This is a genomic window from Streptomyces sp. NL15-2K (assembly GCF_030551255.1).
In the GTDB taxonomy this organism is placed as follows: Bacteria; Actinomycetota; Actinomycetes; order Streptomycetales; family Streptomycetaceae; genus Streptomyces.
The window spans coordinates 7,078,044-7,099,102 of the sequence record NZ_CP130630.1 but is presented as its reverse complement, the minus strand read 5'-3'; the positions used below and the strand labels follow the sequence as shown (position 1 = coordinate 7,099,102).

General features: G+C 72.1%; 17 protein-coding genes. 9 read left to right on the top strand and 8 right to left on the bottom strand.

Features of this window, described 5'->3' with window-relative positions; translation table 11 throughout:
• The first annotated feature begins 25 nt into the window (after window positions 1–25).
• Genes pabB through Q4V64_RS32135 form a run of 5 tightly spaced genes read left to right on the top strand, consistent with a single transcriptional unit; the run spans window position 26 to window position 7,715 of the window.
• Complete coding sequence (gene pabB, locus Q4V64_RS32155) at window positions 26–2,308, top strand: aminodeoxychorismate synthase component I (protein ID WP_124439740.1); 2,283 nt, start codon at window positions 26–28, stop codon at window positions 2,306–2,308.
• Window positions 2,305–4,131: an AMP-binding protein gene (locus Q4V64_RS32150; RefSeq protein ID WP_303713259.1), complete on the top strand. Its 1,827-nt coding sequence runs from the start codon at window positions 2,305–2,307 to the stop codon at window positions 4,129–4,131. Before pabB ends, Q4V64_RS32150 begins: the two co-directional genes overlap by 4 nt.
• A 23-nt stretch (window positions 4,132–4,154) precedes the next feature.
• Window positions 4,155–5,714: an AMP-binding protein gene (locus tag Q4V64_RS32145; RefSeq protein WP_124439742.1), complete on the top strand. Its 1,560-nt coding sequence runs from the start codon at window positions 4,155–4,157 to the stop codon at window positions 5,712–5,714.
• Entirely contained in the window at window positions 5,711–6,910 is a 1,200-nt protein-coding gene (locus Q4V64_RS32140; RefSeq protein ID WP_124439743.1) for an FAD-dependent oxidoreductase, read from the top strand. Before Q4V64_RS32145 ends, Q4V64_RS32140 begins: the two co-directional genes overlap by 4 nt.
• Window positions 6,911–6,923: 13 nt before the next feature.
• Complete coding sequence (locus Q4V64_RS32135; RefSeq protein WP_124439777.1) at window positions 6,924–7,715, top strand: aminotransferase class IV; 792 nt, start codon at window positions 6,924–6,926, stop codon at window positions 7,713–7,715.
• An 81-nt stretch (window positions 7,716–7,796) separates the two neighbouring features.
• Here Q4V64_RS32135 and Q4V64_RS32130 read toward each other — a convergent pair whose 3' ends face one another.
• Together Q4V64_RS32130 and Q4V64_RS32125 are read right to left on the bottom strand one after the other, a co-directional pair.
• A complete protein-coding gene (locus tag Q4V64_RS32130; protein WP_124439744.1) occupies window positions 7,797–8,303 on the bottom strand; it encodes a carboxymuconolactone decarboxylase family protein in 507 nt (168 codons plus the stop codon).
• A gap of 53 nt (window positions 8,304–8,356) precedes the next feature.
• Window positions 8,357–9,766 (bottom strand): PLP-dependent aminotransferase family protein, encoded by a 1,410-nt coding sequence (locus Q4V64_RS32125; protein WP_124439745.1) that lies wholly within the window; start codon window positions 9,764–9,766, stop codon window positions 8,357–8,359.
• A 47-nt stretch (window positions 9,767–9,813) separates the two neighbouring features.
• Here Q4V64_RS32125 and Q4V64_RS32120 point away from each other — a divergent pair, with 47 nt between their 5' ends.
• Genes Q4V64_RS32120 through Q4V64_RS32110 form a run of 3 tightly spaced genes read left to right on the top strand, consistent with a single transcriptional unit; the run spans window position 9,814 to window position 11,497 of the window.
• Window positions 9,814–10,320 (top strand): carboxymuconolactone decarboxylase family protein, encoded by a 507-nt coding sequence (locus Q4V64_RS32120; protein WP_124439746.1) that lies wholly within the window; start codon window positions 9,814–9,816, stop codon window positions 10,318–10,320.
• Between the two features lie 44 nt (window positions 10,321–10,364).
• The gene (locus tag Q4V64_RS32115; RefSeq protein WP_124439778.1) at window positions 10,365–10,769 is read left to right on the top strand and encodes a carboxymuconolactone decarboxylase family protein; all 405 of its coding nucleotides are present in this window, start codon (window positions 10,365–10,367) and stop codon (window positions 10,767–10,769) included.
• Window positions 10,766–11,497 carry an isocitrate lyase/phosphoenolpyruvate mutase family protein gene (locus Q4V64_RS32110; protein ID WP_124439747.1) on the top strand — a complete coding sequence of 244 codons (732 nt, stop codon included), beginning with the start codon at window positions 10,766–10,768 and terminating at the stop codon, window positions 11,495–11,497. Before Q4V64_RS32115 ends, Q4V64_RS32110 begins: the two co-directional genes overlap by 4 nt.
• A gap of 3 nt (window positions 11,498–11,500) precedes the next feature.
• Here Q4V64_RS32110 and Q4V64_RS32105 read toward each other — a convergent pair whose 3' ends face one another.
• Genes Q4V64_RS32105 through Q4V64_RS32085 form a run of 5 tightly spaced genes read right to left on the bottom strand, consistent with a single transcriptional unit; the run spans window position 11,501 to window position 18,635 of the window.
• On the bottom strand, window positions 11,501–12,466 hold the full coding sequence (locus Q4V64_RS32105) for an ABC transporter substrate-binding protein (protein ID WP_124439748.1): 966 nt from the start codon (window positions 12,464–12,466) through the stop codon (window positions 11,501–11,503).
• A 1-nt stretch (window position 12,467) separates the two neighbouring features.
• Window positions 12,468–14,426, bottom strand: a complete 1,959-nt coding sequence (locus Q4V64_RS32100; protein WP_124439749.1) for an ABC transporter permease subunit — start codon at window positions 14,424–14,426, stop codon at window positions 12,468–12,470.
• Window positions 14,426–15,523: a glycine betaine/L-proline ABC transporter ATP-binding protein gene (locus Q4V64_RS32095; RefSeq protein WP_253266921.1), complete on the bottom strand. Its 1,098-nt coding sequence runs from the start codon at window positions 15,521–15,523 to the stop codon at window positions 14,426–14,428. The genes Q4V64_RS32100 and Q4V64_RS32095 overlap by 1 nt, the downstream gene beginning before the upstream one ends.
• Window positions 15,523–17,064, bottom strand: a complete 1,542-nt coding sequence (locus Q4V64_RS32090; protein ID WP_124439750.1) for a GMC oxidoreductase — start codon at window positions 17,062–17,064, stop codon at window positions 15,523–15,525. Before Q4V64_RS32090 ends, Q4V64_RS32095 begins: the two co-directional genes overlap by 1 nt.
• Before the next feature lie 50 nt (window positions 17,065–17,114).
• Window positions 17,115–18,635, bottom strand: a complete 1,521-nt coding sequence (locus Q4V64_RS32085) for an aldehyde dehydrogenase family protein (protein WP_124439751.1) — start codon at window positions 18,633–18,635, stop codon at window positions 17,115–17,117.
• A 176-nt stretch (window positions 18,636–18,811) separates the two neighbouring features.
• Between Q4V64_RS32085 and Q4V64_RS32080 the strand changes: the two genes are divergently transcribed.
• Window positions 18,812–19,729 (top strand): MarR family winged helix-turn-helix transcriptional regulator, encoded by a 918-nt coding sequence (locus Q4V64_RS32080; RefSeq protein ID WP_124439752.1) that lies wholly within the window; start codon window positions 18,812–18,814, stop codon window positions 19,727–19,729.
• Window positions 19,730–19,802: 73 nt separating this feature from the next.
• Here the strand turns inward: Q4V64_RS32080 and Q4V64_RS32075 are convergent, their stop codons facing one another.
• Entirely contained in the window at window positions 19,803–20,792 is a 990-nt protein-coding gene (locus Q4V64_RS32075; protein WP_124439753.1) for a malate dehydrogenase, read from the bottom strand.
• Window positions 20,793–21,059: the final 267 nt, after the last annotated feature.

Below are 21,059 nucleotides of genomic sequence, written 5' to 3'. Positions count from 1 at the left end.
AGAACGACCCGAGGGAGGTGGGCGGGTGAAGACCCTGCTCATCGACAATTACGATTCGTACACGTACAACCTGTTCCAGCTGATCGCCGCGGTCAATGGCGAGGAGCCGGTGGTGATCCTCAATGACGCCCCCGCCGATGTTCGACGGCGACGGATTCCGGATCTTGCGGAATTCGACAATGTGGTGGTGTCGCCGGGCCCCGGGCATCCGGGGCAGGCCCGTGACTTCGGCATCAGTGCCCGTGTGCTCGCCGAGTCCCCGATCCCCGTGCTCGGCGTCTGCCTGGGCCACCAGGGCATCGCCCTCGGGGAAGGCGGCCTGGTCGCTCCCGCCCCGGAGCCCCGGCACGGGCATCTGACCGCCGTCCGGCACGACGGACAGGACCTGTTCCAGGGGCTGCCGCAGAACTTCACCGCGGTCCGCTACCACTCCCTGGCCGTGCGCGAGCCGCTGCCCGAGGCCCTGGAGGCCATCGCGTGGGCCGAGGACGGCGTCCTCATGGGGCTGCGGCACCGGGTCCGGCCCCTGTGGGGGGTGCAGTTCCACCCGGAGTCCGTCCTCACCGAGTACGGCCACCGCATGCTGGTGAACTTCCGGAACCTCACGGCGGAGCGTGCGCGCAAGACGCGTACGAAGAACACCGCGGTGCCCGCACACGCGGATGTCCCCCGCCGCACGGCCACGGCAGCCACACCGGCAACCGCGACCATCCCCCGCCCGCGACGCGCCGCCGGCGGCCCCGCCCACCGGCTGCACACCCGCCGCATCGCCACCGCGGTCGACGCGGAGGCCGCCTTCACCCGGATGTACGCGGCCTCCGAGCGGGCGTTCTGGCTGGACAGTTCGCTGGTCGGGCCGGGCCGGTCCCGGTTCTCGTTCTTCGGGGACGGCAGCGGACCGCTCGCCGAGTTCGTCCGGTACGACGTCGAGGCCGGCCGCTGCGAGATCGAGCGGGCGGGACGGCCCCCGCGCAAGGTCGAGGCGAGTGTCTTCGACTATCTCAAACGGCAGTTGGCGAACCGGCGGGTGGACGCCGACGGGCTGCCCTTCGACTTCACCGGCGGCTATGTCGGCTACTTCGGCTACGAGACGAAGGCCGACTGCGGCTCACCCAACCGGCACCGGTCCGAACTCCCGGACGCGTGCTGGCTGTTCGCCGACCGGCTGATCGCGGTGGACCACGAGGAGGGGTTCACCTACGCGGTCTGCCTGGCGGAGGACACCCCGCAGGCCGCGCGGGAGGCCGCCGACTGGCTGGAGAGCGCGCTGGCCCAGCTCACTTTCGTATCCGCGGAGGCGGACCAGCCGCGACAGGCCCTCCCGGGTGAGGCCGACCCCGGCGCCGCCGAACCCTGGCTGGTCCGCGACCGGGCGACGTACCTGGCGGACATCGAGGCGTGTCAGCGGGAGTTGCGGGCGGGCACCAGTTACGAGGTCTGTCTGACCAACGCCGCCCGGTTACCGGCCCCGCCCGACGCGTACGAGTTCTACCGGATGCTGCGCCGCGTCGACCCGGCGCCGTACGCGGCCTTCCTGAGGTTCGGCGACCTCGACGTCGCGGGCTCCTCCCCCGAGCGCTTCCTGCGGATCGGCCGGGACGGCGTCGCCGAGGCCCGGCCCATCAAGGGCACCGCGCCCCGTGGCACCGGCCCGCAGGAGGACGCCCGGCTCAGGGACGCGCTGGCGGCGGACGCCAAGACGCGCGCCGAGAACCTGATGATCGTCGACCTGCTCCGCAACGACCTGGGCCGGGTCTGCCGGACCGGGACGGTGCGCGTCCCCCGGCTCATGGCGACGGAGACGTACGCCACCGTGCACCAGCTCGTCTCCACGGTCGAGGGCCGCCTGCGCGAGGGCACGGACGCGGTGGACTGCGTCCGCGCCTGCTTCCCCGGCGGTTCGATGACGGGTGCGCCGAAGCTGCGCACCATGGAGATCATCGACTCCCTGGAGACCGAGGCCCGGGGCGTCTACTCCGGCGCCCTCGGCTACCTGGGGTGCGGCGGCGGCGCGGATCTCAGCATCGTCATCCGCACCGCCGTACTCGCCGACGGTCTGATGCACCTGGGCGCGGGCGGCGCGATCGTCCTCGACTCCGATCCGGTCGCCGAGTACGACGAGATGCTGCTGAAGACGGCGGCCCAGATGCGGGCCCTCCACCAGCACACGGCGGACCGGATACGGGAACAGCGGGAGCAGACCGCGGTGCGGACGGCTGCCGCGCTGCCGGTGGGTCCTCGCACGGCCGCCGCGTCCGTCTCGGCCCCGCGACGGCAGCGGCCCGCCGCCGAGGAGCCCTCCCGATGACGACTCACCAGTTCACGACCCGCCAGTCCACGACCCACCAGGCCACAACCCACCAGGCCACAACCCACCAGGCCACAACCCACCAGGCCACAACCCACCAGGCCACAACCCACCAGGCCACAACCCACCAGGCCACAACCCACCAGGCCACGACCCACCAGGCCTCGACGCACCAGTCCACAGTCCCGCGATCCACTACACCGCGACCGGCGCCGTCCCCGGCGGACGCCGGCGCTCCCGGCAATCTCGCGGCCCACCTCACCGCACTCGCCGAGCGACGCGGCTGGACCGACCGGCCCGCCTTCCACCAGGGCCACCGGGTCTGGACCCACGGCGAGGTGCACGACCTCGCGGCCCGCGCGGCCACCGTGCTCGCCGGCCACGGAGTGCGCCCCGGCGACCGGGTGCTGCTCGCCCTGCCCGACGGCATCGCCTGGGTGACGGCCTTCCTCGGCACCGCCCGCCTCGGGGCCGTGGCGGTCCTGGTGAACCCCGAACTTCCCGCCGCCGAGCACGCGTTCATGGCCGAGGACACCGACGCCGTGCTGTGCGTGACCGGACCGGGCCTGGCGGACAGGCCGGACCACTTCCCCGGCCGGCCCCGCCTCGGCGCCGACCAGCTGCTCGCGCTCGCCCCCGCCGCCGAGCCGGCCCCCGCCCACCCGGTCGACGCGCACACGCCCCTGTACGTGCAGTACACCTCCGGCACGACGGGCCGCCCCAAGGGGGTCGTGCACACTCACGGCGACCCGAGGACGTACCACGACCTCATCGGCCGGCGGGTGCTGCGGATCACGCAGGACGACGTCACCCTGTCGGTGTCGAAGCTGTACTTCGCCTACGGCTTCGGCAACGCCTTCGTCTTCCCGCTCTTCTCGGGTTCCTCCGCCGTCCTGGTGGACCGGCGTCCGACCCCGGCCGCCGTCGACGAACTCGTCGCCCGGCACCTGGTGACCCTGCTGTACTCCGTGCCGTCCGCGTACGCCGCGCTGGTGGCCGACCGGGGCAGCGGGCACGAGGCCTGCTTCGCCTCGGTACGCGCCGCGGTGTCGGCCGGCGAGGGCCTGCCGGCCGGACTCGGGAGACGGGTCACCGAGTTGCTCGGCGCCCCGGTCCTGGAGCAGATCGGTTCCACCGAGGCGGGCCACGCCTTCTGCGCCAACGGCTTCGACCACAACCACCCCGGCACGGTCGGCCGTCCCGTACCCGGCTTCGAGGTGGAGCTGCGCGACCGTGACGCGCGGCCGGTGCCGGACGGGGCGGAGGGCGAGATGTGGGTGCGCGGGCCGACGGTGACGCCCGGTTATCTGAACCGGCCCGAGGAGACGGACCGCACCCTGGTCGGCGGCTGGCTGGCCACCCGCGACCGGGCGCGCCGGGAGCCGGACGGCACGTTCCGGCACCTGGGGCGCGTCGACGACATGGAGATGGTCGGCGGCATCACCGTCTCCCCGCTGGAGGTGGAGGCCGTGCTGCGGACCCATCCGGCGGTGCGGGAGGTCGCGGTCGCGGCCGTCACCGACGGACGCGGCGTCAGCCGGCTGCGCGCCTTCGTCGTCCCCGTCGCACCGCTGCCGTCCGGCCTGGACGGTCTGGAAGATCTGGAAGGTCCGGACGGTCCGGAAGGTCCGGACGGTCCGGAAGGTCTGGACGGTCCGGACGGTCCGGACGGTCTGACCGGCCTGGAGGACGACCTGATCCGGCTGGCCCGGGAGCACCTGGCCGCCTTCAAGGTCCCCAAAAGCGTCGCCTTCGTCGTGTCCCTGCCCCGCACCCCGACCGGAAAGCTCCGCCGCCACCTGGTCCGGCAGGGCGCGTGGTGACCATGCCAGAAAGGAACGGCACCATGACCCGACAACCTCTGCTCGCCGACCGCGGCTTCTATCTCGGCCCGGTGTTCCGGCGGGCGGCCGACCGCCACGGAGCCGTCTTCGTCACCCTGGACCGGCCGCTGGACGTGAACCCCTCCCTCGGGGTCGACCTGAGCTACCGGGTGCTGGCCGACGTCGTGGAGGAGCTGTCCGGGCGGCTGTGGGAGGCCGGGGTACGACCCTCGGAGCAGGTGGCCATCCACAAGACGGACAACGTCGACATCATGCTCCTGACCTGCGCGGTCTCCCGCATCGGCGCCGTCCCCGCGCTGCTGTCGCCCGGCCTGTCCGGTCCGGTCGCCGCACAGTTGCTCGAGCGGCTCCGGCGGCCGTGGCTGATCACCGACCGGGCGAAGCTGGAAGGGCCGCTGAAGGGTGTCGCCGGGCTCGTACGTCACACGCTCTCCGTCGACGACGCCCCCGGTGCCATCCCTCTGGAGAAGTTCGCCGGGGCCGAAGCTCCCGCACCGGTACGGCTCCACCCTCGCGAACCCTCCCTGATCACCCACAGTTCGGGCACCACCGGCGTCCCCAAGCTCGCCGTGCACTGCCCGAACACCATGTGGAACCGGCTCGTACCGCAGCAGGCGATGGGCTGGCCCACCCGCGGCGAGACCGCGGCGCTGCACATGTCCTTCGTGCACTCGCGCTTCTACCATCTGCTGGGCGTCCTGCTGCACTTCGGCAGCCCGCTGGTGCTGATCACCGACCCGGACCCGGCGAGCGTGGGGCCGCTGCTGAAGCGGCACCGCCCCGGGATCGTCGAGACGCATCCCAACACCTTCGTCCTGTGGGAGGAGCTGGCCGACGCGCCCGGAGCCCCGCTGTCCAGAGTCCGGGCCTACGGCTCCACGTTCGACGCGATCCATCCGCGCACCGTGCGGCGGCTCCTTGCCGCCTCGAATCGCCGTACGCCTTGGCTCATCCAGCTGTATGGGCAGAGCGAGACGGGCCCGGTCGCCTTCCAGTGGTTCACCCGGCGCAGCGCCGGCCGCGCGGACGGCCGCCGGGTCGGGATCGGGATACCGGGCTTCACCCGCGTCCGCGTCACCGACCCCGACGGCAGGCCGGCCGAGCCCGGGACACCCGGCCGGATCGAGGCCCGTACCAGGGGCCGCATCCTCACCTACCTCGGGGCCCGGGAGCAGTACGAGCGCCAACTCGACGGCGAGTGGTGGCAGATGGGCGACATGGGCTACCGGAGCCGCCTGGGCACCTTGCATCTGATCGACCGTGAGATCGATCGGATCGACGCGGTGCACAGCAATCTGGAGGTCGAGGACACGCTGATGTCCCGTCTGGAGGAGCTGCGCGAGGTCGTCATCGTGCCCGGCGCGGACCGCGAGCCGGTGCCGGTGGTGTGCGTCCGGGACGACAAGCCGCTGGACCCGGAACGCTGGCGGAAGGCCACGGCCGATCTGCCCGCGATGGCCGAGCCGCGGCAGTGGCGGTTCGAGGAGCTGCCGATGACCGCCACCTGGAAGGTGAAGCGGGTGGAGATCACCCGCATGCTGGCCGAGGGCGCGCGCACGTGACCCCGGTCGTGGTGGTCGGCGCCGGCCCCGTGGGCCTGTCGGCGGCGCTCGCGCTGCGGGCGCGGGGGCTCGACGTCGTCCTGCTGGAAGCCGACCCGAAGGACCGCGAACGGCCGGGCAGCCGCGCCCTGTTCGTACATCGGGAGACCTTGGGCCTGCTCGACGGGATGTCTCCGGGACTCGCCGCCGAGATCACGTCGTACGGACGGACCTGGCAGACCCGGCGCACGCTCTACCGGGGACGCGAGGTGTACTCCCGCACCTTCCCGCCGCCGTCCGGCACCCCGCCCTTCACCAGCCTGCGCCAGGTGGACACCGAACGCTTCCTGCGCGCGGCCTGCGAGCGGGCCGGGGTGGAGTTCGTGTGGGAGGCGCGGGTGACGGCCGTACAGGCCACGGAGACCGGCGTCCTGCTGACCGGGGAGGACGGGCGCGTGTGGAGCGGCGGGTACGCCGTCGCCGCCGACGGCGCCCGCTCCACGGTCCGCCGTGACCTCGGCATCGCCATGGAGGGCCGTCGCGGCGAGGGCTTCCACGTGGTCGTCGACGTCGCCGACATCGAGGGCGCCGAACTTCCGCTGGAGCGGGTCTTCCACTACGAGCATCCGGGGGTGGGCGGGCGCAGCGTGATGCGGGTGCCGTTCACCGGAGGCTTCCAGGTCGACCTGCAGTGCCGTGACGACGACCGGGAGGAGACGTACGGCACCGAGGAGGCCGTACGTCGATGGCTGCCCGCTGTCGTGGGAGAGGGGTACGCGGAGCGGATCCTGTGGGTGTCGACGTACCGCTTTCTGCGCAAGGTCGCGGCCTCGTTCACCGATCCGCACCAGCGGGTGCTGCTCGTCGGCGAGGCGGCGCATCTCTTTCCGCCGTTCGGGGCGCGCGGCATGAACAGCGGGATCGCCGACGCGACGGCGGCGGCGGAAGCTGTCGCGACGGCTATCGCGACGGCGGAAGAAGCCGTTGCCACCGGGGCGGTCGCCGGCTTCGCCGAAGTGCGGCGCGCGGCGGCGCTGTTCAACAGCGAGGCCGCCGGAACCGCTCTGCACCACCTGCGGCCACGGCGTCGGATCGTCCGCGCCAAGCAGCGGGCGGCGGCGGCCCTCGCGCCGGTGCTGCCGTGGTGCGGGTCGTGGTTGGAGCACGCGCCCTACGGGCCGCGGGGCGGAGCGCCCGCCGTGGCGGGCAAGTACTGAGGAGGAACTCGTGGTGACACAACCGGCGGTCGCGGAAGGCCTGTCGGCGTGGACGCCGGCCGGTGGCCTGTCCCCCGCCGAGGCCGGCGGGCGGTTGCTCGTCGCGGACTCCTGGCTGGTGCGCGACGGCCGGGTGCGGGGCCTGGCCCGTCACCGGGAGCGCTTCCTGCGGGCCTGCGGCGAGTGCGGTGGACCGCGGCCGCGTCGGCTCGTGGAGTTCTGGCAGGACATGACCGCCGCGCTGCCGCGCACCGGTGAGTGGTTCCCCCGGGTCGAATTCGTCGCCGGGTCCCTGGAGTTGCGGCTGCTGCTGCGGCACGCGCCGCCGCTCGGCTCCGGCGTACGGGTCTGGGCAGTGGGGCAGCGTGATCCGCGTACCGTCCCCCGCCGCAAGGGACCGGACCTGGACGCGCTGGCCCGGGTCCGCCGGCGGGCGACCGGCGAGGGCGCGGAGGAGGCGGTGCTGATCTCGCCCTCGGGTGTGGTGCTGGAGGCGGCCACCGCCAGCGTCCTGTGGTGGGAGGACGACACCCTGTGCCTGCCTCCGCCGCGCCTGCCCGTGCTGCCCGGAGTGACCGTCGGGCTGATCCAGGAACGGGCCCGGCACCGCGGCATCCGCGTCGCCCACCGCGAACGGGCCGTGGCCGAGTTGGACGGCCGTGAGGTGTGGCTGGTCAACGCGCTGCACGGGATCCGGCCCGTGACGGGCTGGACGGGACGGCCACTGGAGGCGGCGCCCGCCGTGCGCGCCCCGGAATGGCGGGAATGGCTGGACGGCCTCATGGAGCCACTGCCGGACACATAAGGACACATAGGAATCAGGGCGGGACAGTGACAGCGCCGGGTCGATTCGAATACGACCCGGCGCAATAACCGCTGCCCGAATTCAATTCTGTTTCCGGGCGGGCTGATAACCCCCCGGCACCATCCGCGTCGCAATGGCGATCCGGTTGTACGCGTTGATGACGGTGGCCGCCCAGATCAGTGCCGCGGTCTGCTCCTCGTCGAAGACCTCCGCGGCCTCGGCGTAGACCGCGTCCGGGACGTGACCGTCGTGCACCAGGGTCACGGCCTCGGTCAACGCCAGTGCGGCGCGCTCCCGTTCGGTGAAGAAGGGGGTCTCCCGCCAGGCGTTCAGGGCGTAGACGCGCTGCTCCGTCTCGCCCTGGGCGCGGGCGTCCTTGGTGTGCATGTCGAGGCAGAACGCGCAGCCGTTGATCTGCGAGGCGCGGATCCTGACCAGTTCCAGCAGTTCCGGTTCGACCTTGGCGTCCCGCGCCGCGGAAACGGCGGCGGCATGCAGGGAACCCATCGCCGCGGACACGTCGGGGGTGATTTTCTTGAGGGCCACGCGGGACAGGGCCGGGCGGGATATGGAGTCGTTGTCGCTCATGGGAGCGACTCTATCCGCGGAAATGAATCAAGGAATGCGAAACAGGTGAATTGCTATTCGGGCAACGCCGCGCACAACGCGTCCAACGCCCCCGACCAGGCGTGGTCCGGCGGCGTCCCGTACCCCACCACGAGCGCGTCACGCCGCTCGACGGTCGCGGCCGGGTGCCGGTAGCGGTGGAGTCCGTGCACCGCCAGACCCTGCCAGGCCGCCGCCCGCAGCGCCGCCCGCTCGGTTCCCGGCGGGAGGCGGAGCACGACGTGCAGGCCGGCCGCGATGCCGGTGGGGCGGACCGACGGGGCCCGCCGCGCGAGTTCGGCCACCAGCGCGTCCCGGCGGCGCCGGTAGTGCAGGCGGGCCGCCCGGACGTGGCGGTCGTAGGCGCCCGAGGTGATGAACTCCGCCAGCGTCAGCTGGTCCAGCACCCCGCACGACCAGTCCACCCCGCCCTTGGCCGCGGCGACCTCGGCGGCGATCGACGGCGGCACGACCAGCCAGCCCAGACGCAGGCCCGGGGCCAGTGACTTGCTGGCGGTGCCCAGGTAGACCACCCGGTCGGGGTCCAGGCCCTGGAGGGCGCCCACGGGCCGGCGGTCGTAGCGGAACTCCCCGTCGTAGTCGTCCTCGAGGATCAGCCCGTCGCCGCGCCGCGCCCAGTCCACCACCGCGGCCCGCCGCTCGTGGTGCAGCGCCCCGCCGATCGGGAACTGGTGCGCGGCCGTCAGCAGCACGGCCCGCGCGCCTGCCGGGTCACCGGCCGTCAACTCCTCGACTCGGGTGCCGAGTTCGTCGAGCCCCAGTGGCACCGTCCGCAGCCCCGCCCGTTCCAGCAGCCTCCAGTGCACGTCCAGCCCGTACGACTCCACGGCCAGCGATGTCAGCCCCCGGTCCCGCAGCACCTGGCCGAGCATCCTCAGCCCGTGCGCGATGCCGGAGCAGATGACGATGCCGTCCGGGTGCGTGCGGACACCGCGGGCCCGCGCCAGGTAGCCGGCCAGGGCGGTGCGCAGTTCCACGCGGCCGCGCGGGTCGCCGTAGCCGAGGGCGTCGTGCGGGGCCACCGCCAGGGCGCGGCGGGCCGCCTTCAGCCAGGCGGTGCGGGGAAAGGCGGACAGGTCCGGGGTGCCGGGGACGAGGTCGTACACCGGCCGGGACGCCGGGCGGTGACCCGGTGCCGGTCCGGCGGCCGGCGGGGGCACCGGTCGGACGGCCACGCTCGTGCCCGAGCCCTGGCGGGCGGTGAGCCAGCCCTCGGCGACCAGGTCGGCGTAGGCCTCGGCGACCGTGTTGCGGGCGATGCCCAGGTCGGCGGCGAGCGCGCGGGAGGACGGCAGCCGGGTGCCGGGGGCCAGCCGGCCGGTGCGGACGGCCTCGCGCAGGGCGTCGGTCAGGCCCCGGCGCAGGCCCGGACCGGCCGGTTCGAGGTGGAGGTCGACCCCCAGAGTGGCCCAAGGTCTTGGCATGGAAGTGGACCATACCCCTGGGCAGCTTCGCTCCTAGGGTCGAGGGCATGACGACGAACCACGACACGACGACCGGAGAGTACGTACCCGAGGCGCCGGCCCGGATGCAGTGGACCCAGCTCGCCCCCGAGGTCTACAAGGCGATGATCCGCCTCGACACGGCCGCCAAGCAGGGTCTCGACCACAAGCTGTACGAGCTGGTGAAGATCCGCGCCTCGCAGATCAACCACTGTGCCTTTTGCGTCGACATGCACTCCAAGGACGCGCTCGCGGCGGGCGAGAGCGTCGAGCGGATCATCCAGCTCAGCGCCTGGGACGAGTCGCGGCACTTCTACACCGAGAAGGAACTCGCGGCGCTGGAGCTGACCGAGGCGGTGACCGTCCTGACGGACGGTTTCGTGCCCGACGAGGTGTACGAGAAGGCCGCCAAGCACTTCGAGGAGGCCGAGCTGGCGCAGTTGATCTCCGCGATCGCGGTGATCAACGCGTGGAACCGGTTCGGTGTGACCTTCCGTATGGCGCCGGGGCACTACGAGCCGGGGCAGCACAAGTGACGACGCCGCGGACCGGGCTCCTCGACCGGGCCGTCGGGCAGGCCATGTCCGCGCTCAGCGCCGCCGCGAAGAAGGGGCTCGGCGACCCCGCGCTCGCCGAGCTCGTGGTGATCCGGGCCTCGCAGCTCAATCACTGCGCGTTCTGTCTCGACATGCACCTCACGATCGCCCGCGAGCACGGGGTGAGCCAGAAGCAGCTCGATCTGCTCAGTGCCTGGGAGGAGGCCGGGGACGTCTACGACGAGCGGGAGCGGGCCGCGCTCGCGCTGACCGAGGCGGTCACCGTCCTGACTGCGGGAGGCTTCGTGCCCGACGAGGTGTACGAGCGGGCCGCCAAGCACTTCGACGAGGCCCGGCTCGCCCATCTCGTCGGGCTGATCGCCGCCATCAACAACTGGAACCGGGTGATGGTCGCCCGCAGGATCGCGCCGGGGGGTTACCAGCCGTGAGCAAGGTAGACACGTTCCGCTCCCTGCACCACCGCCGCCTCGCCGGCGATCCCCTCGTCCTGCCCGGCCCCTGGGACGCGGCCAGTGCCCGGGTGTGTGTCGAGGCGGGGTTCCCGGCGCTCGCGACGCCCAGCGCGGGAGTGGCCGCCTCTCTCGGGTACGAGGACGGGGCGACCCCGGCCGACGAGATGTTCGCGGCGGTCGCCCGGGTCGTACGGGCCGTGGACGTACCGGTGTCGGCGGACGTCGAGGGCGGATACGGGCTCGCGCCGAAGGAGCTGGTGGAGCGGCTGCTGGAGGCGGGGGCCGTCGGGTGCAACCTCGAGGACTCCGACTCAGGTGTCCTCAAGGACCCGCGGCGGCACGCCGAATGGCTGGCGCAGGTGCGGTACGCGGCCGGCGACCGGCTCTTCGTCAACGCCCGCGTCGACGTCTTCTCGGTCGGGTTCACCGACCCCGAGCAGGCCGCCGAACAGGCCATCGAGCGGGCCGCGTCGTACGTCGCCGCGGGCGCCGACTGCGTCTATCCGATCGGCGCCCCGACGACCGTACTGCCGTTGCTGCGGTCCGGGATCCAGGGGCCGATCAACGTCTACGCCCGGCTGGACGGCGAGGGCCCCTCGCCCACCGAACTCGGTGAACTCGGGGCCACTCGCGTCACGTTCGGGCCGGGCCTGCAACGGCGGGCGACCGCGGCTCTGCGGGAGATCGCCGCACAGCTGAGGTAGGGATCAGGACAGCCACGCCTTCCACGTGGACTCGTGGCTGTCCACCCACTTCTTCGCCGCCTCCTCCGGAGACAGCTTCTGGTCGGCGATCATCAGGGAGACCTCGTTCTGGTCCTCGGTCGTCCACTTGAACTTCTTCAGCAGGGCGGCCGCCTTGCCGCCGTTCTTCGCGAAGTCCGTGTTGAGGTACTTCTGCAGCGGGGTGTGCGGATAGGCGCAGGCCACCTTCTCCGGGTCGGCGTCGCAGCCCTCCTTGTAGGCGGGCAGCTTGACCTCGGTCATGGGGACCTTCTTGAACAGCCACTGCGGGGTGTACCAGTACGTCAGGAAGGGCTTCTTCTCCTTGGCGAACTGCCTCATCTGCGTGATCTGCGCGGCCTCGGAGCCGGCGAAGACGACCTGGTAGTCCAGGTTCAGGTTCTTCACCAGTGCCTTGTCGTTGGTGACGTAGGAGGGCGAGCCGTCCATCAGCTGGCCCTTGCCGCCGCTCTCCGCCGTACGCAGCTGCGAGGCGTACTTGTTCAGGTTCTTCCAGTCGGTGACGTCCGGGTGCTCCTTGGCGAAGTACGTCGGGACGAACCAGCCGATGTGTCCGGTGACGCCGAGGTCGCCGCCGCGCGTGATCGTCTTCTTGTCGGCGACGTACCGCTGCTCCTCCTCGGGGTGGCCCCAGTCCTCCATGAGCGCGTCGATCCGGCCCTGGCTGAGCGCGTCCCAGGCGGGCACCTCGTCGATCTGGACGGTGTCGACGCGGTAGCCGAGCTTGTGCTCCAGGAGGTACTGGGCGACGGCCACGTTGGCCTGCGCCCCCACCCAGGACTGCACCGACAGGGTCACCGTCTTGGCGCCCTGGGCGTTGGCGAAGGGCGAGGCCTGCTTGGTCATGTCGGCGGCACCGCAGCCGGTCAGCAGCAGGAGCGAGGACGCGCCGGCCACTAGGGCAGGTAGCGCAGTCGTACGAAATCGCATGTCACGCTCCCTTCTTCGTACGGCGTTCCGTCGGCTGCGTCACCCGGTCGAGCATCAGGCCGAGGCAGACCATGGCGGTGCCGGCCACCAGACCCGTGGCCAGGTCGCCCTGCGCGAGGCCGAACACGGCGTCGTAGCCGAGGGCGCCGCCGCCGACCAGGCCGCCGATCACGACGACGGCGAGGACCAGGACGACGCCCTGGTTCACGGCGAGCAGCAGCGCGGGCCGGGCGAGCGGCAGTTGGACCTGGAACAGCTGCTGGCGGGTGGTCGCGCCGAGCGAGCGGGCGGACTCCATCGCGCTCGGGTCGACCTGGCGCAGGCCCTGCGTGGTGATGCGGACGACGGCGGGCAGCGCGTAGACGACCGCGGCGGCGACCGCGGGGGCACGGCCCACGGCGAAGAGCGCGACGACCGGGATCAGGTACACGAACTGCGGCATGGTCTGCAGGACGTCCAGGACGGGACGCAGCTGGCGTTCGAGGCGCCTGCTGCGTGCGGCGGCGATGCCGATCGCGAAGCCGAGGACGACGGTGACCGCGACGGCGGCGAGCACCTGCGACAGCGTGTCGAGGGACTTGTCCCACACGCCCAGGACACCGATCGCGGCCAGGGCGAGGACCGCGGTGAGCGCGGTGCGCCAGGTGCCGATCACCCAGGCCAGGGCGGCGACGATGAGCAGCAGCGACCACCACGGCAGGCCCTGCAGGCCGTCGCGGAGCGGGTCGAGCACCCAGGTGGTGAAGTGCCCGGCCCATTCGGCGGTGCCGCCGACGACGGGGACGCCGGTGTAGAGGTGGTCGACCATCCAGTCCTTGGCGGTGTTGACCGGTTCGGCGATGGCGACGACCCAGCCGGACGGCCAGTCGGTGCCGTTGAGGAGGCGGACCGCCACGGCGACGACGACGGTGGCCGCGGCGGCGACGCCCCAGCCGGCCCGGCCGCGAAGCCGGCGCTGGTCGGGCTCGGTGGCGCCGAGCCGTTCCCCGGCCGCGCCCGTGAGGCGGTCGAGGATCACGGCGAGCAGCACGATCGGGATGCTCGCGGCGAGAGCGGCGCCGACGTCGACGGTGGACAGACCCTGGTAGACGCGGTCACCGAGGCCGCCCGCGCCGATGATCGAGGCGATGACGGCCATGGAGAGCGCCATCATGATCGTCTGGTTGACGCCGAGGAGGAGTTCCTTGCGGGCCAGCGGGATACGGGCGGTCAGCAGCCGTTGGCGGGCCGTGGAGCCCAGCGACTCGACCGCTTCCAGGACCTCCTTGTCGGCGCCGCGCAGGCCGAGCGAGGTGAGGCGGGCCATGGGCGGGGCCGCGTAGACGACGGTGGCGAGGACGGCCGCGGGCACGCCCATGCCGAAGACCAGGGCCACCGGGAGGAGGTAGGCGAAGGCGGGCAGCACCTGCATGGTGTCCAGGACGGGACGCAGGGCGCGGTCCATACGGTCGGACAGCCCGGCGGCGAGACCCAGCAGGGCACCGACGACGACCGCCGTGAGGACGGCGACGACCATCACGGCGAGCGTCTGCATGGTCGGCACCCACATGCCGAGCAGTCCGCAGGCCAGGAACGCGGCGGCCGTGCCGAGGGCCAGCCGGACCCCGGCCACCCGCCAGGCGACGAGGCCGGCGAAGGCGGTGACGCCCGCCCAGCCCGCCGCGAGGAGGACCAGGTAGACGGCCCGTACGGACAGGACGACCGCGTTGCTGATGTAGCCGAAGAAGTAGAGGAACAGCGGATGGCTGTCGCGGTTGTCGATGATCCAGTCGCTGGTCTTGGCCAGCGGTTCGGAGACATCGACGGTGAGCGCGCCGGGCCAGCTGCCACTGGCCCAGCGGGCGTTCGCCAGCGGGACGAGGACCGCCGCGGCGACGGCGATCAGCAGGAGCTTGTGGACGGCCCGGTGCTTGAGGACGCCGGGTAGGGAGAGGGGCGCGGACGCGGTGATCGTCGCCATCAGACGGCCTCCTTGCGGAGCTCCGTCCCGGCTACGACGTCCAGGAGCCGTTCGTGATCGACAACCCCCAGACACCGGCCGTCCTCCACGACACACGCGGGCTTGCGGCTGCGGGAGACGACCTTGATCGCCTCGGCGACCACCGCGTCGGCGGCGAGCGCCCCGGGATGGTCGGCTCCGCCGCAGTCCCCGGCGCGCATGGCCGTACGCACCGTCATGACCTGCTCGCGCGGGACGTCCCGGACGAACTCACGCACGTAGTCGTCGGCGGGCGAGCCCACGATCTCCTCCGGGGTGCCCAACTGCACCACGCGGCCGTCGCGCATCAGGGCGATGCGGTCGCCCAGCTTCAGCGCCTCGCTCAGGTCGTGGGTGATGAAGACCATCGTGCGGCCCTCCTCGTGGTGCAGCCGGACGACCTCCTCCTGCATCTCGCGCCGGATCAGCGGGTCGAGCGCGCTGAACGGCTCGTCGAAGAGGAGCACCTCGGGGTCGACGGCGAGGGCGCGGGCCAGGCCGACGCGCTGCCGCTGACCGCCGGACAGCTGGCCGGGCCTGCGCTGCTCCATGCCCTCCAGGCCGACCTTCTTGACGACCTGGGCGGCCCGCTCACGGCGCTCGGACCTGCCGACGCCCTGGATCTCCAGGCCGTACGCCACGTTGTCGATGACCGTGCGGTGCGGGAGCAGGCCGAAGTGCTGGAAGACCATCGCGGCGCGGTGGCGGCGCAGCTCGCGCAGCCGGGACTTGTCCATGGCGCGCACGTCCTCGCCGTCGATGGCGATGGTGCCCGCGGTCGGCTCGATCAGCCGGGTCAGACAGCGCACGAGGGTGGACTTGCCGGAGCCGGACAGGCCCATGACGACGAAGACCTCGCCCTTGCGCACGTCGAAGGAGACGTCATGGACGGCGGCGGTGCAGCCGGTGCGGGCGCGCAGTTCGGCGGGGGCGAGCGCGGACAGCTCGGGGTCGGCCGGGACGCGGTCCGCCTTCGGGCCGAAGACCTTCCACAGGCCCTCGACGGAGAAGACCGGCGCGGTCCCGGTAGTGGTCTCGTTCTCGTTCTCGTTCTGGTCCGTCTTCTGGGTCGTTGTCATCACGCACCACCTCCGATCAGGTCGGCGGCTTTCTCCCCGACCATCAACACCCCGATCATGGGGTTCACTGCGGTCATGGCCGGGAACACGGAGGCGTCGGCGATCCGGATGCCGTCCAGTCCGCGGATCCTCAACTCGGGGTCGACTACGGCGAGTTCGTCCGAGACGGCGCCCATACGGCAGGTCCCCGCCGGGTGGTACACGGTGTGCGCGACCTTGCGGGCGTACTCGCTCAGCTCCTCGTCGCCCGTGACCTGCGGGCCCGGGGCCACCTCGCGCTTGAGCCAGCCGGCCAGCGGCTCGGTCCTGGCGATCTCACGGGCGATCTTGATGCCGTCGACGAGGGTACGGCCGTCGTGGTCGTCCTCGTCGGTGAAGTAACGGAAGTCGAGAGCCGGCTTCACGGCCGGGTCCGCGCTGGTCAGGTACAGCCGGCCGCGGCTCTTCGGCTTGGGGATGTTCGGGGTCATCGAGACGCCGTGGGGCGGGCGTTCGTAGCCCAGGCGCTCCGGGTTGTCCGTGAAGGGGATCTGGTAGAAGTGGAACATCAGGTCGGGGCCCGCGTGTTCGGGGTCGCGGCGCACGAACAGGCCCGCGTCGGAGTCCATCGCCGAGTTCTCCGGGATGGGACCGTGCGTCTCCCAGACGATCACCGACTCGGGGTGGTCGAGCAGGTTCTCGCCGACGCCCGGCAGGTCGTGCGCGACGGGTATGCCCAGCGCCTCCAGGTCGGCCTTCGGGCCGACACCGGAGTGCAGCAGCAGGCGCGGGGAGTCGACGGCGCCCGCGCACAGGAGGACCTCGTTCCGGGCCCGTACGACGAACTCCTCGCCGTCCTTGGTGCGCACGCGCACGCCCTCGGCGCGCTTGCCGTCCAGCTCCAGCCGGTACGCCCAGGTCTCCAGGAGAATCGTCAGGTTGGCGCGCTCGTCCATCACCGGGTGCAGGTACGCCACCGACGCCGACGAGCGCTTGTTGTTCTCCGGGTGGTAGGCGAGGTCGAAGAAGCCGACGCCGTCGTTGAACGGCTTCTTGTTGAAGCTCTCGATCCGTGGCACGTCGAGCGCCTTCTGGGCCGCGTCGACGAAGTCGCGGGCGATGGCGTTCCGGTCCTTCTCGTCGACCGGGACGATGTTGTTGAGCAGGCGCGCGAAGTACGCCTCCATCGGCACCGCACCCCAGCCCCGGGCGCCGGCCGCCTCCCATTCGTCCCAGTCGGACGGCAGCGGCTTGAAGGCGATCAGGGTGTTGTGCGACGAGCATCCGCCGAGGACGCGGGCGCGGCTGTGCCGGATGTGGGAGTTGCCGCGCGGCTGCTCGGTGGTCGGGTAGTCGTAGTCCAGCTCGCCGCCGAGCAGGCCCATCCAGCGGCGCAGGGTCAGGACGTCGTCGCGGCCGACGTCGCTGGGGCCGCCCTCGATGACGGCGACGGTGACGTCGGGGTTCTCGGTGAGGCGGGAGGCGATGACGGAGCCTGCCGTGCCGCCGCCGATGACGACGTAATCGTAGACATGATCGTTGACTTGGGGGGTGTCGGACATGGGGGGGGGTTCTCCAGGGGCTGGCGAAGCTTGCGAAGCGGGGGCGGGGATCAGCCGGCGAACCAGCGGACGGGCTTCGGCGCGAGGTTCTGGTAGACGTGCTTGCTCTCGCGGTACTCGGCGAGTCCGGCGGGCCCGAGTTCGCGGCCCACTCCGCTCTTGCCGAAGCCGCCCCACTCCGCCTGGGGGAGGTAGGGGTGGAAGTCGTTGATCCAGACGGTGCCGTGGCGCAGGCGGGCCGCTACCCTGCGGGCCCGGCCGGCGTCGGCGGTCCAGACGGCGCCCGCGAGGCCGTACTCGGTGTCGTTGGCGAGGGCGACCGCCTCGTCCTCCGTGCGGAAGGTCTCGACGGTGAGGACCGGTCCGAAGACCTCCTCCCGCACGACCTTCATCTCGCGGTGGCAGTGGTCGAGGACGGTCGGCTCGTAGAAGTAGCCGGTGGCGGGCCGCTGCGGGGAAGGCTCGGGCCGCTGGCCGCCGGAGCGCAGTACGGCGCCCTCGGCGAGCGCGGACTCGACGTACGCCTCGACCTTGGCGCGCTGCTGCTCGGAGACGAGCGGGCCGCACTCGACGCCGTCCTCGGTGCCGCGGCCGAGGCGGATCTTCCCGGCCCTGCGGGCGAGTTCGGCGACGAAGCGGTCCCGGACCGACCCCTCGACGATGAGCCGGCCGCCCGCCGAGCAGACCTGGCCGCTGTGGATGAAGGCAGCGTTGAGGGCCTGGTCGACGGCGGTGTCGAAGGCCTCGTCGGTGGCGCAGGCGTCGGCGAAGACGACGTTGGGGTTCTTGCCGCCGAGTTCGAGGGCGACCTTCTTGACGCTCGGGGCGGCGGCCTGGGCCACCTTCGTGCCGCTGATCAGGCCGCCGGTGAAGGAGACGAGGTCGACGTCGGGGTGCTCGGCGAGCCGGGCGCCGACCGAGTGGCCGGGACCGGTGACGATGTTGGCCGCTCCGGCGGGCAGGCCCGCCTCCGCCAGCAGGTCGATCAGGGCGATCGTGGTCAGCGGGGTGATCTCGCTCGGCTTGACCACGAAGGTGTTTCCGGCCGCGAGCGCGGGGGCGATCTTCCAGCTGGCCTGGAGCAGCGGATAGTTCCAGGGCGTGATCAGCGCGCAGACGCCGACGGGCTCGTGCACGACGACGCTGTGGATGTCCGGCGAGCCGGCGTCGACGACCCGGCCGGGGGCCTCGGCGGCGACGAGGTCGGCGAAGTAGCGGAAGGCGTCGGCGACACAGTCGATGTCGACGCGCCCCTCCTCCACGGTCTTGCCCGCGTCCCGGCTCTCCAGCAGGCCGAGCTCCTCGCGGTCGCGGACCAGGAGGTCGGCGACGCGGCGCAGCACGGCGGCGCGCTCGGCGACGGGCGTGCGGGGCCAGTCGCCGGCGTCGAAGGCCTGCCGGGCGGCCGCGACCGCCAGGTCGGTGTCCTTCTCGTCGCCCTCCGCGACCAGGGCGAACGGCAGGGCGTCCGCGGGGTCGAGGATCTCGCGCGTGGCGCCGGAGACGGCTTCACGCCACTCCCCGCCCACGTGGATGGTCTTCCGCGCCTGGAGTTCCACTGTGTCCCCCATGATCGGTCTTGCCTTCCGTTCCTGTTCAGTGCCCCTGTGTCACATACGTGTCACTCACCGGGACCGTGAGCGCATGCCCCCGGCTTCGGATTGCATGCGCAATCCATGGCCGAAAGTGCGCTGTCTCACTGAACATGCGGGCACCACTCGCGTTCTTTGACTACAGTCAAAGAACTATGGAGCCAGTGTCGACAGACCAGGTGGCGGCCCTCCGCCGGTTCAACCGCTACTTCACGCGCCGCATCGGCGTCCTCGACCACCACTACCTCGGCCAGGACCGCCCGCTCGGCGAGGCCCGGCTGCTGTTCGAGATCCACGAGAGCGCGTCCGGGGCGTCCCTGCGCGAGCTCAGGGCCCGGCTCGGTCTCGACGCCGGGTATCTCAGCCGGATGGCGAAGGCCCTGGAGGCACAGGGCCTGGTCAGGATGAGCGTGCACCCCGGTGACAACCGGCTGCGGCGGGTGGAGCTGACCCCCGCGGGACGCGCCGAGGTCGAGGAGCAGAACCGCCGGGCGGGCGCCTTCGCCGCCGGGCTGCTTCAAGGCCTCGCCCCGGGCCAGCGCGCCGAGTTGACCGGGGCACTGGCCACCGCACAGCGCCTGCTGCGCCTCGCCGGCATCACCGTCGAACTCGTCGACGGCGCCTCCCCGGACGCCCGGGCCTGCCTGGACGCCTACGCCGCCGACATCGACGCCCGCTTCCCGGAGGGCTTCGACAAGTCCGACCTCGTCCGGCCGGAGGAGGTGTCCGGGGACGCCGGCGCGTTCTTCGTCGCGTACGAGCGCACCGCGGGCACCGTGGCCCGCCCGATGGGCTGCGGGGCGCTACGGCGCCTGGAACCCGGCGTCGGCGAGATCCGGCACGTGTGGGTGCACCCGGACGCTCGCCGCCTGGGGCTCGCCCGACGGCTGCTCGGCGCGCTGGAGGGGGAGGCGCTGCGGCGCGGCTGGACGGTCGTACGCCTCGACACGCACGCGGTGCTCACCGAAGCGCGGGCGATGTACCGGGCGTGCGGGTACGGGGAGATCCCGGCGTACGTCGATCACGTCTACGCCCACCACTGGTTCGAGAAGCGGCTGACGACGCGCGGCTGACCGCGCGCACATGAAGAAGCTCCCCCCGGCCGGGTGCGCCGAGGGGAGCTCTCAGATGGGGTTCGGGTGCGGCTCAGATGAGGCCGAGACCGCGGACCGCCTCGCGCTCCTCCTCGAGCTCCTTCACGGAGGCGTCGATGCGGGCGCGGGAGAACTCGTTGATGTCCAGGCCCTGGACGATCTCGTACTTGCCGTCCTTGGTGGTGACCGGGAAGGAGGAGATCAGGCCCTCGGGGACACCGTAGGAGCCGTCCGACGGGATGCCCATGGAGGCCCAGTCGCCGTCCGCCGTGCCGTTGACCCAGGTGTGGATGTGGTCGATGGCGGCGTTGGCGGCGGACGCCGCGGAGGAGGCGCCACGGGCCTCGATGATCGCGGCGCCGCGCTTGGCGACGGTCGGGATGAAGTCCTCGGCGAGCCACTTCTCGTCGCCCACGACCTCGGCCGCGTTCTTGCCGGCGACCGTGGCGTGGAAGATGTCGGGGTACTGGGTGGCGGAGTGGTTGCCCCAGATGGTCAGGCGCTTGATGTCGGCGACCGTCGAGCCCGTCTTCTTCGCGAGCTGGGTCAGCGCGCGGTTGTGGTCCAGGCGGGTCATCGCGGTGAAGCGCTCGGCCGGTACGTCCGGGGCGGCGGCCTGGGCGATCAGCGCGTTGGTGTTGGCCGGGTTGCCGACGACGAGGACCTTGACGTCGTCCGCGGCGTGGTCGTTGATGGCCTTGCCCTGCGGCTTGAAGATGCCGCCGTTGGCCTCCAGCAGGTCGCCGCGCTCCATGCCCTTGGTGCGCGGGCGGGCGCCCACGAGGAGGGCGACGTTGGCGCCGTCGAAGGCGACGTTCGGGTCGTCCGTGATGTCGATGCCCTGCAGCAGCGGGAAGGCGCAGTCGTCCAGCTCCATGGCCGTGCCCTCGGCGGCCTTCAGCGCCGGGGTGATCTCCAGAAGGCGCAGCTTGACCGGCACGTCCGCGCCGAGCAGCTGGCCGGAGGCGATGCGGAAGAGCAGGGCGTAACCGATCTGGCCGGCCGCGCCGGTGACGGTGACGTTCACGGGAGTGCGGGTCATGGCGTTCTCCGTATGACAGCTGGCGGTGGGGCGTCCCTGCCCCGGACGTTTGATCGATCTCTTGGCGTCAAGAGAGATCCAGCGGTCAGGCTATCGCGCATCCGGGATCCCGGACGTGCGGGGCTGTGTGGCCCACCCCACAAGTCGTAGTCGCTCGACTCGGACGACATGAAATGCCGACATGAAGTGCCTACATGAAGCGGCGGCCGCCCGTCCGGGAGAGGGAGGACGAAGCGGCCGCCGTTTGGGGGTACCGGTTGCCGGACT

Bases quoted from the DNA above. Each gene is read 5' to 3' on its own strand.
- Q4V64_RS32145 (WP_124439742.1), top strand. From the start codon at position 4,155: ATGACCCGACAACCTCTGCTCGCCGACCGCGGCTTCTATCTCGGCCCG.
- Q4V64_RS32075 (WP_124439753.1), bottom strand. From the start codon at position 20,792: ATGACCCGCACTCCCGTGAACGTCACCGTCACCGGCGCGGCCGGCCAG.
- Q4V64_RS32120 (WP_124439746.1), top strand. From the start codon at position 9,814: ATGACGACGAACCACGACACGACGACCGGAGAGTACGTACCCGAGGCG.
- Q4V64_RS32100 (WP_124439749.1), bottom strand. From the start codon at position 14,426: ATGGCGACGATCACCGCGTCCGCGCCCCTCTCCCTACCCGGCGTCCTC.
- Q4V64_RS32090 (WP_124439750.1), bottom strand. From the start codon at position 17,064: ATGTCCGACACCCCCCAAGTCAACGATCATGTCTACGATTACGTCGTC.
- Q4V64_RS32080 (WP_124439752.1), top strand. From the start codon at position 18,812: ATGGAGCCAGTGTCGACAGACCAGGTGGCGGCCCTCCGCCGGTTCAAC.
- Q4V64_RS32150 (WP_303713259.1), top strand. From the start codon at position 2,305: ATGACGACTCACCAGTTCACGACCCGCCAGTCCACGACCCACCAGGCC.
- Q4V64_RS32130 (WP_124439744.1), bottom strand. From the start codon at position 8,303: ATGAGCGACAACGACTCCATATCCCGCCCGGCCCTGTCCCGCGTGGCC.
- Q4V64_RS32095 (WP_253266921.1), bottom strand. From the start codon at position 15,523: ATGACAACGACCCAGAAGACGGACCAGAACGAGAACGAGAACGAGACC.
- Q4V64_RS32085 (WP_124439751.1), bottom strand. From the start codon at position 18,635: ATGGGGGACACAGTGGAACTCCAGGCGCGGAAGACCATCCACGTGGGC.
- Q4V64_RS32105 (WP_124439748.1), bottom strand. From the start codon at position 12,466: ATGCGATTTCGTACGACTGCGCTACCTGCCCTAGTGGCCGGCGCGTCC.
- Q4V64_RS32115 (WP_124439778.1), top strand. From the start codon at position 10,365: ATGTCCGCGCTCAGCGCCGCCGCGAAGAAGGGGCTCGGCGACCCCGCG.
- Q4V64_RS32125 (WP_124439745.1), bottom strand. From the start codon at position 9,766: ATGCCAAGACCTTGGGCCACTCTGGGGGTCGACCTCCACCTCGAACCG.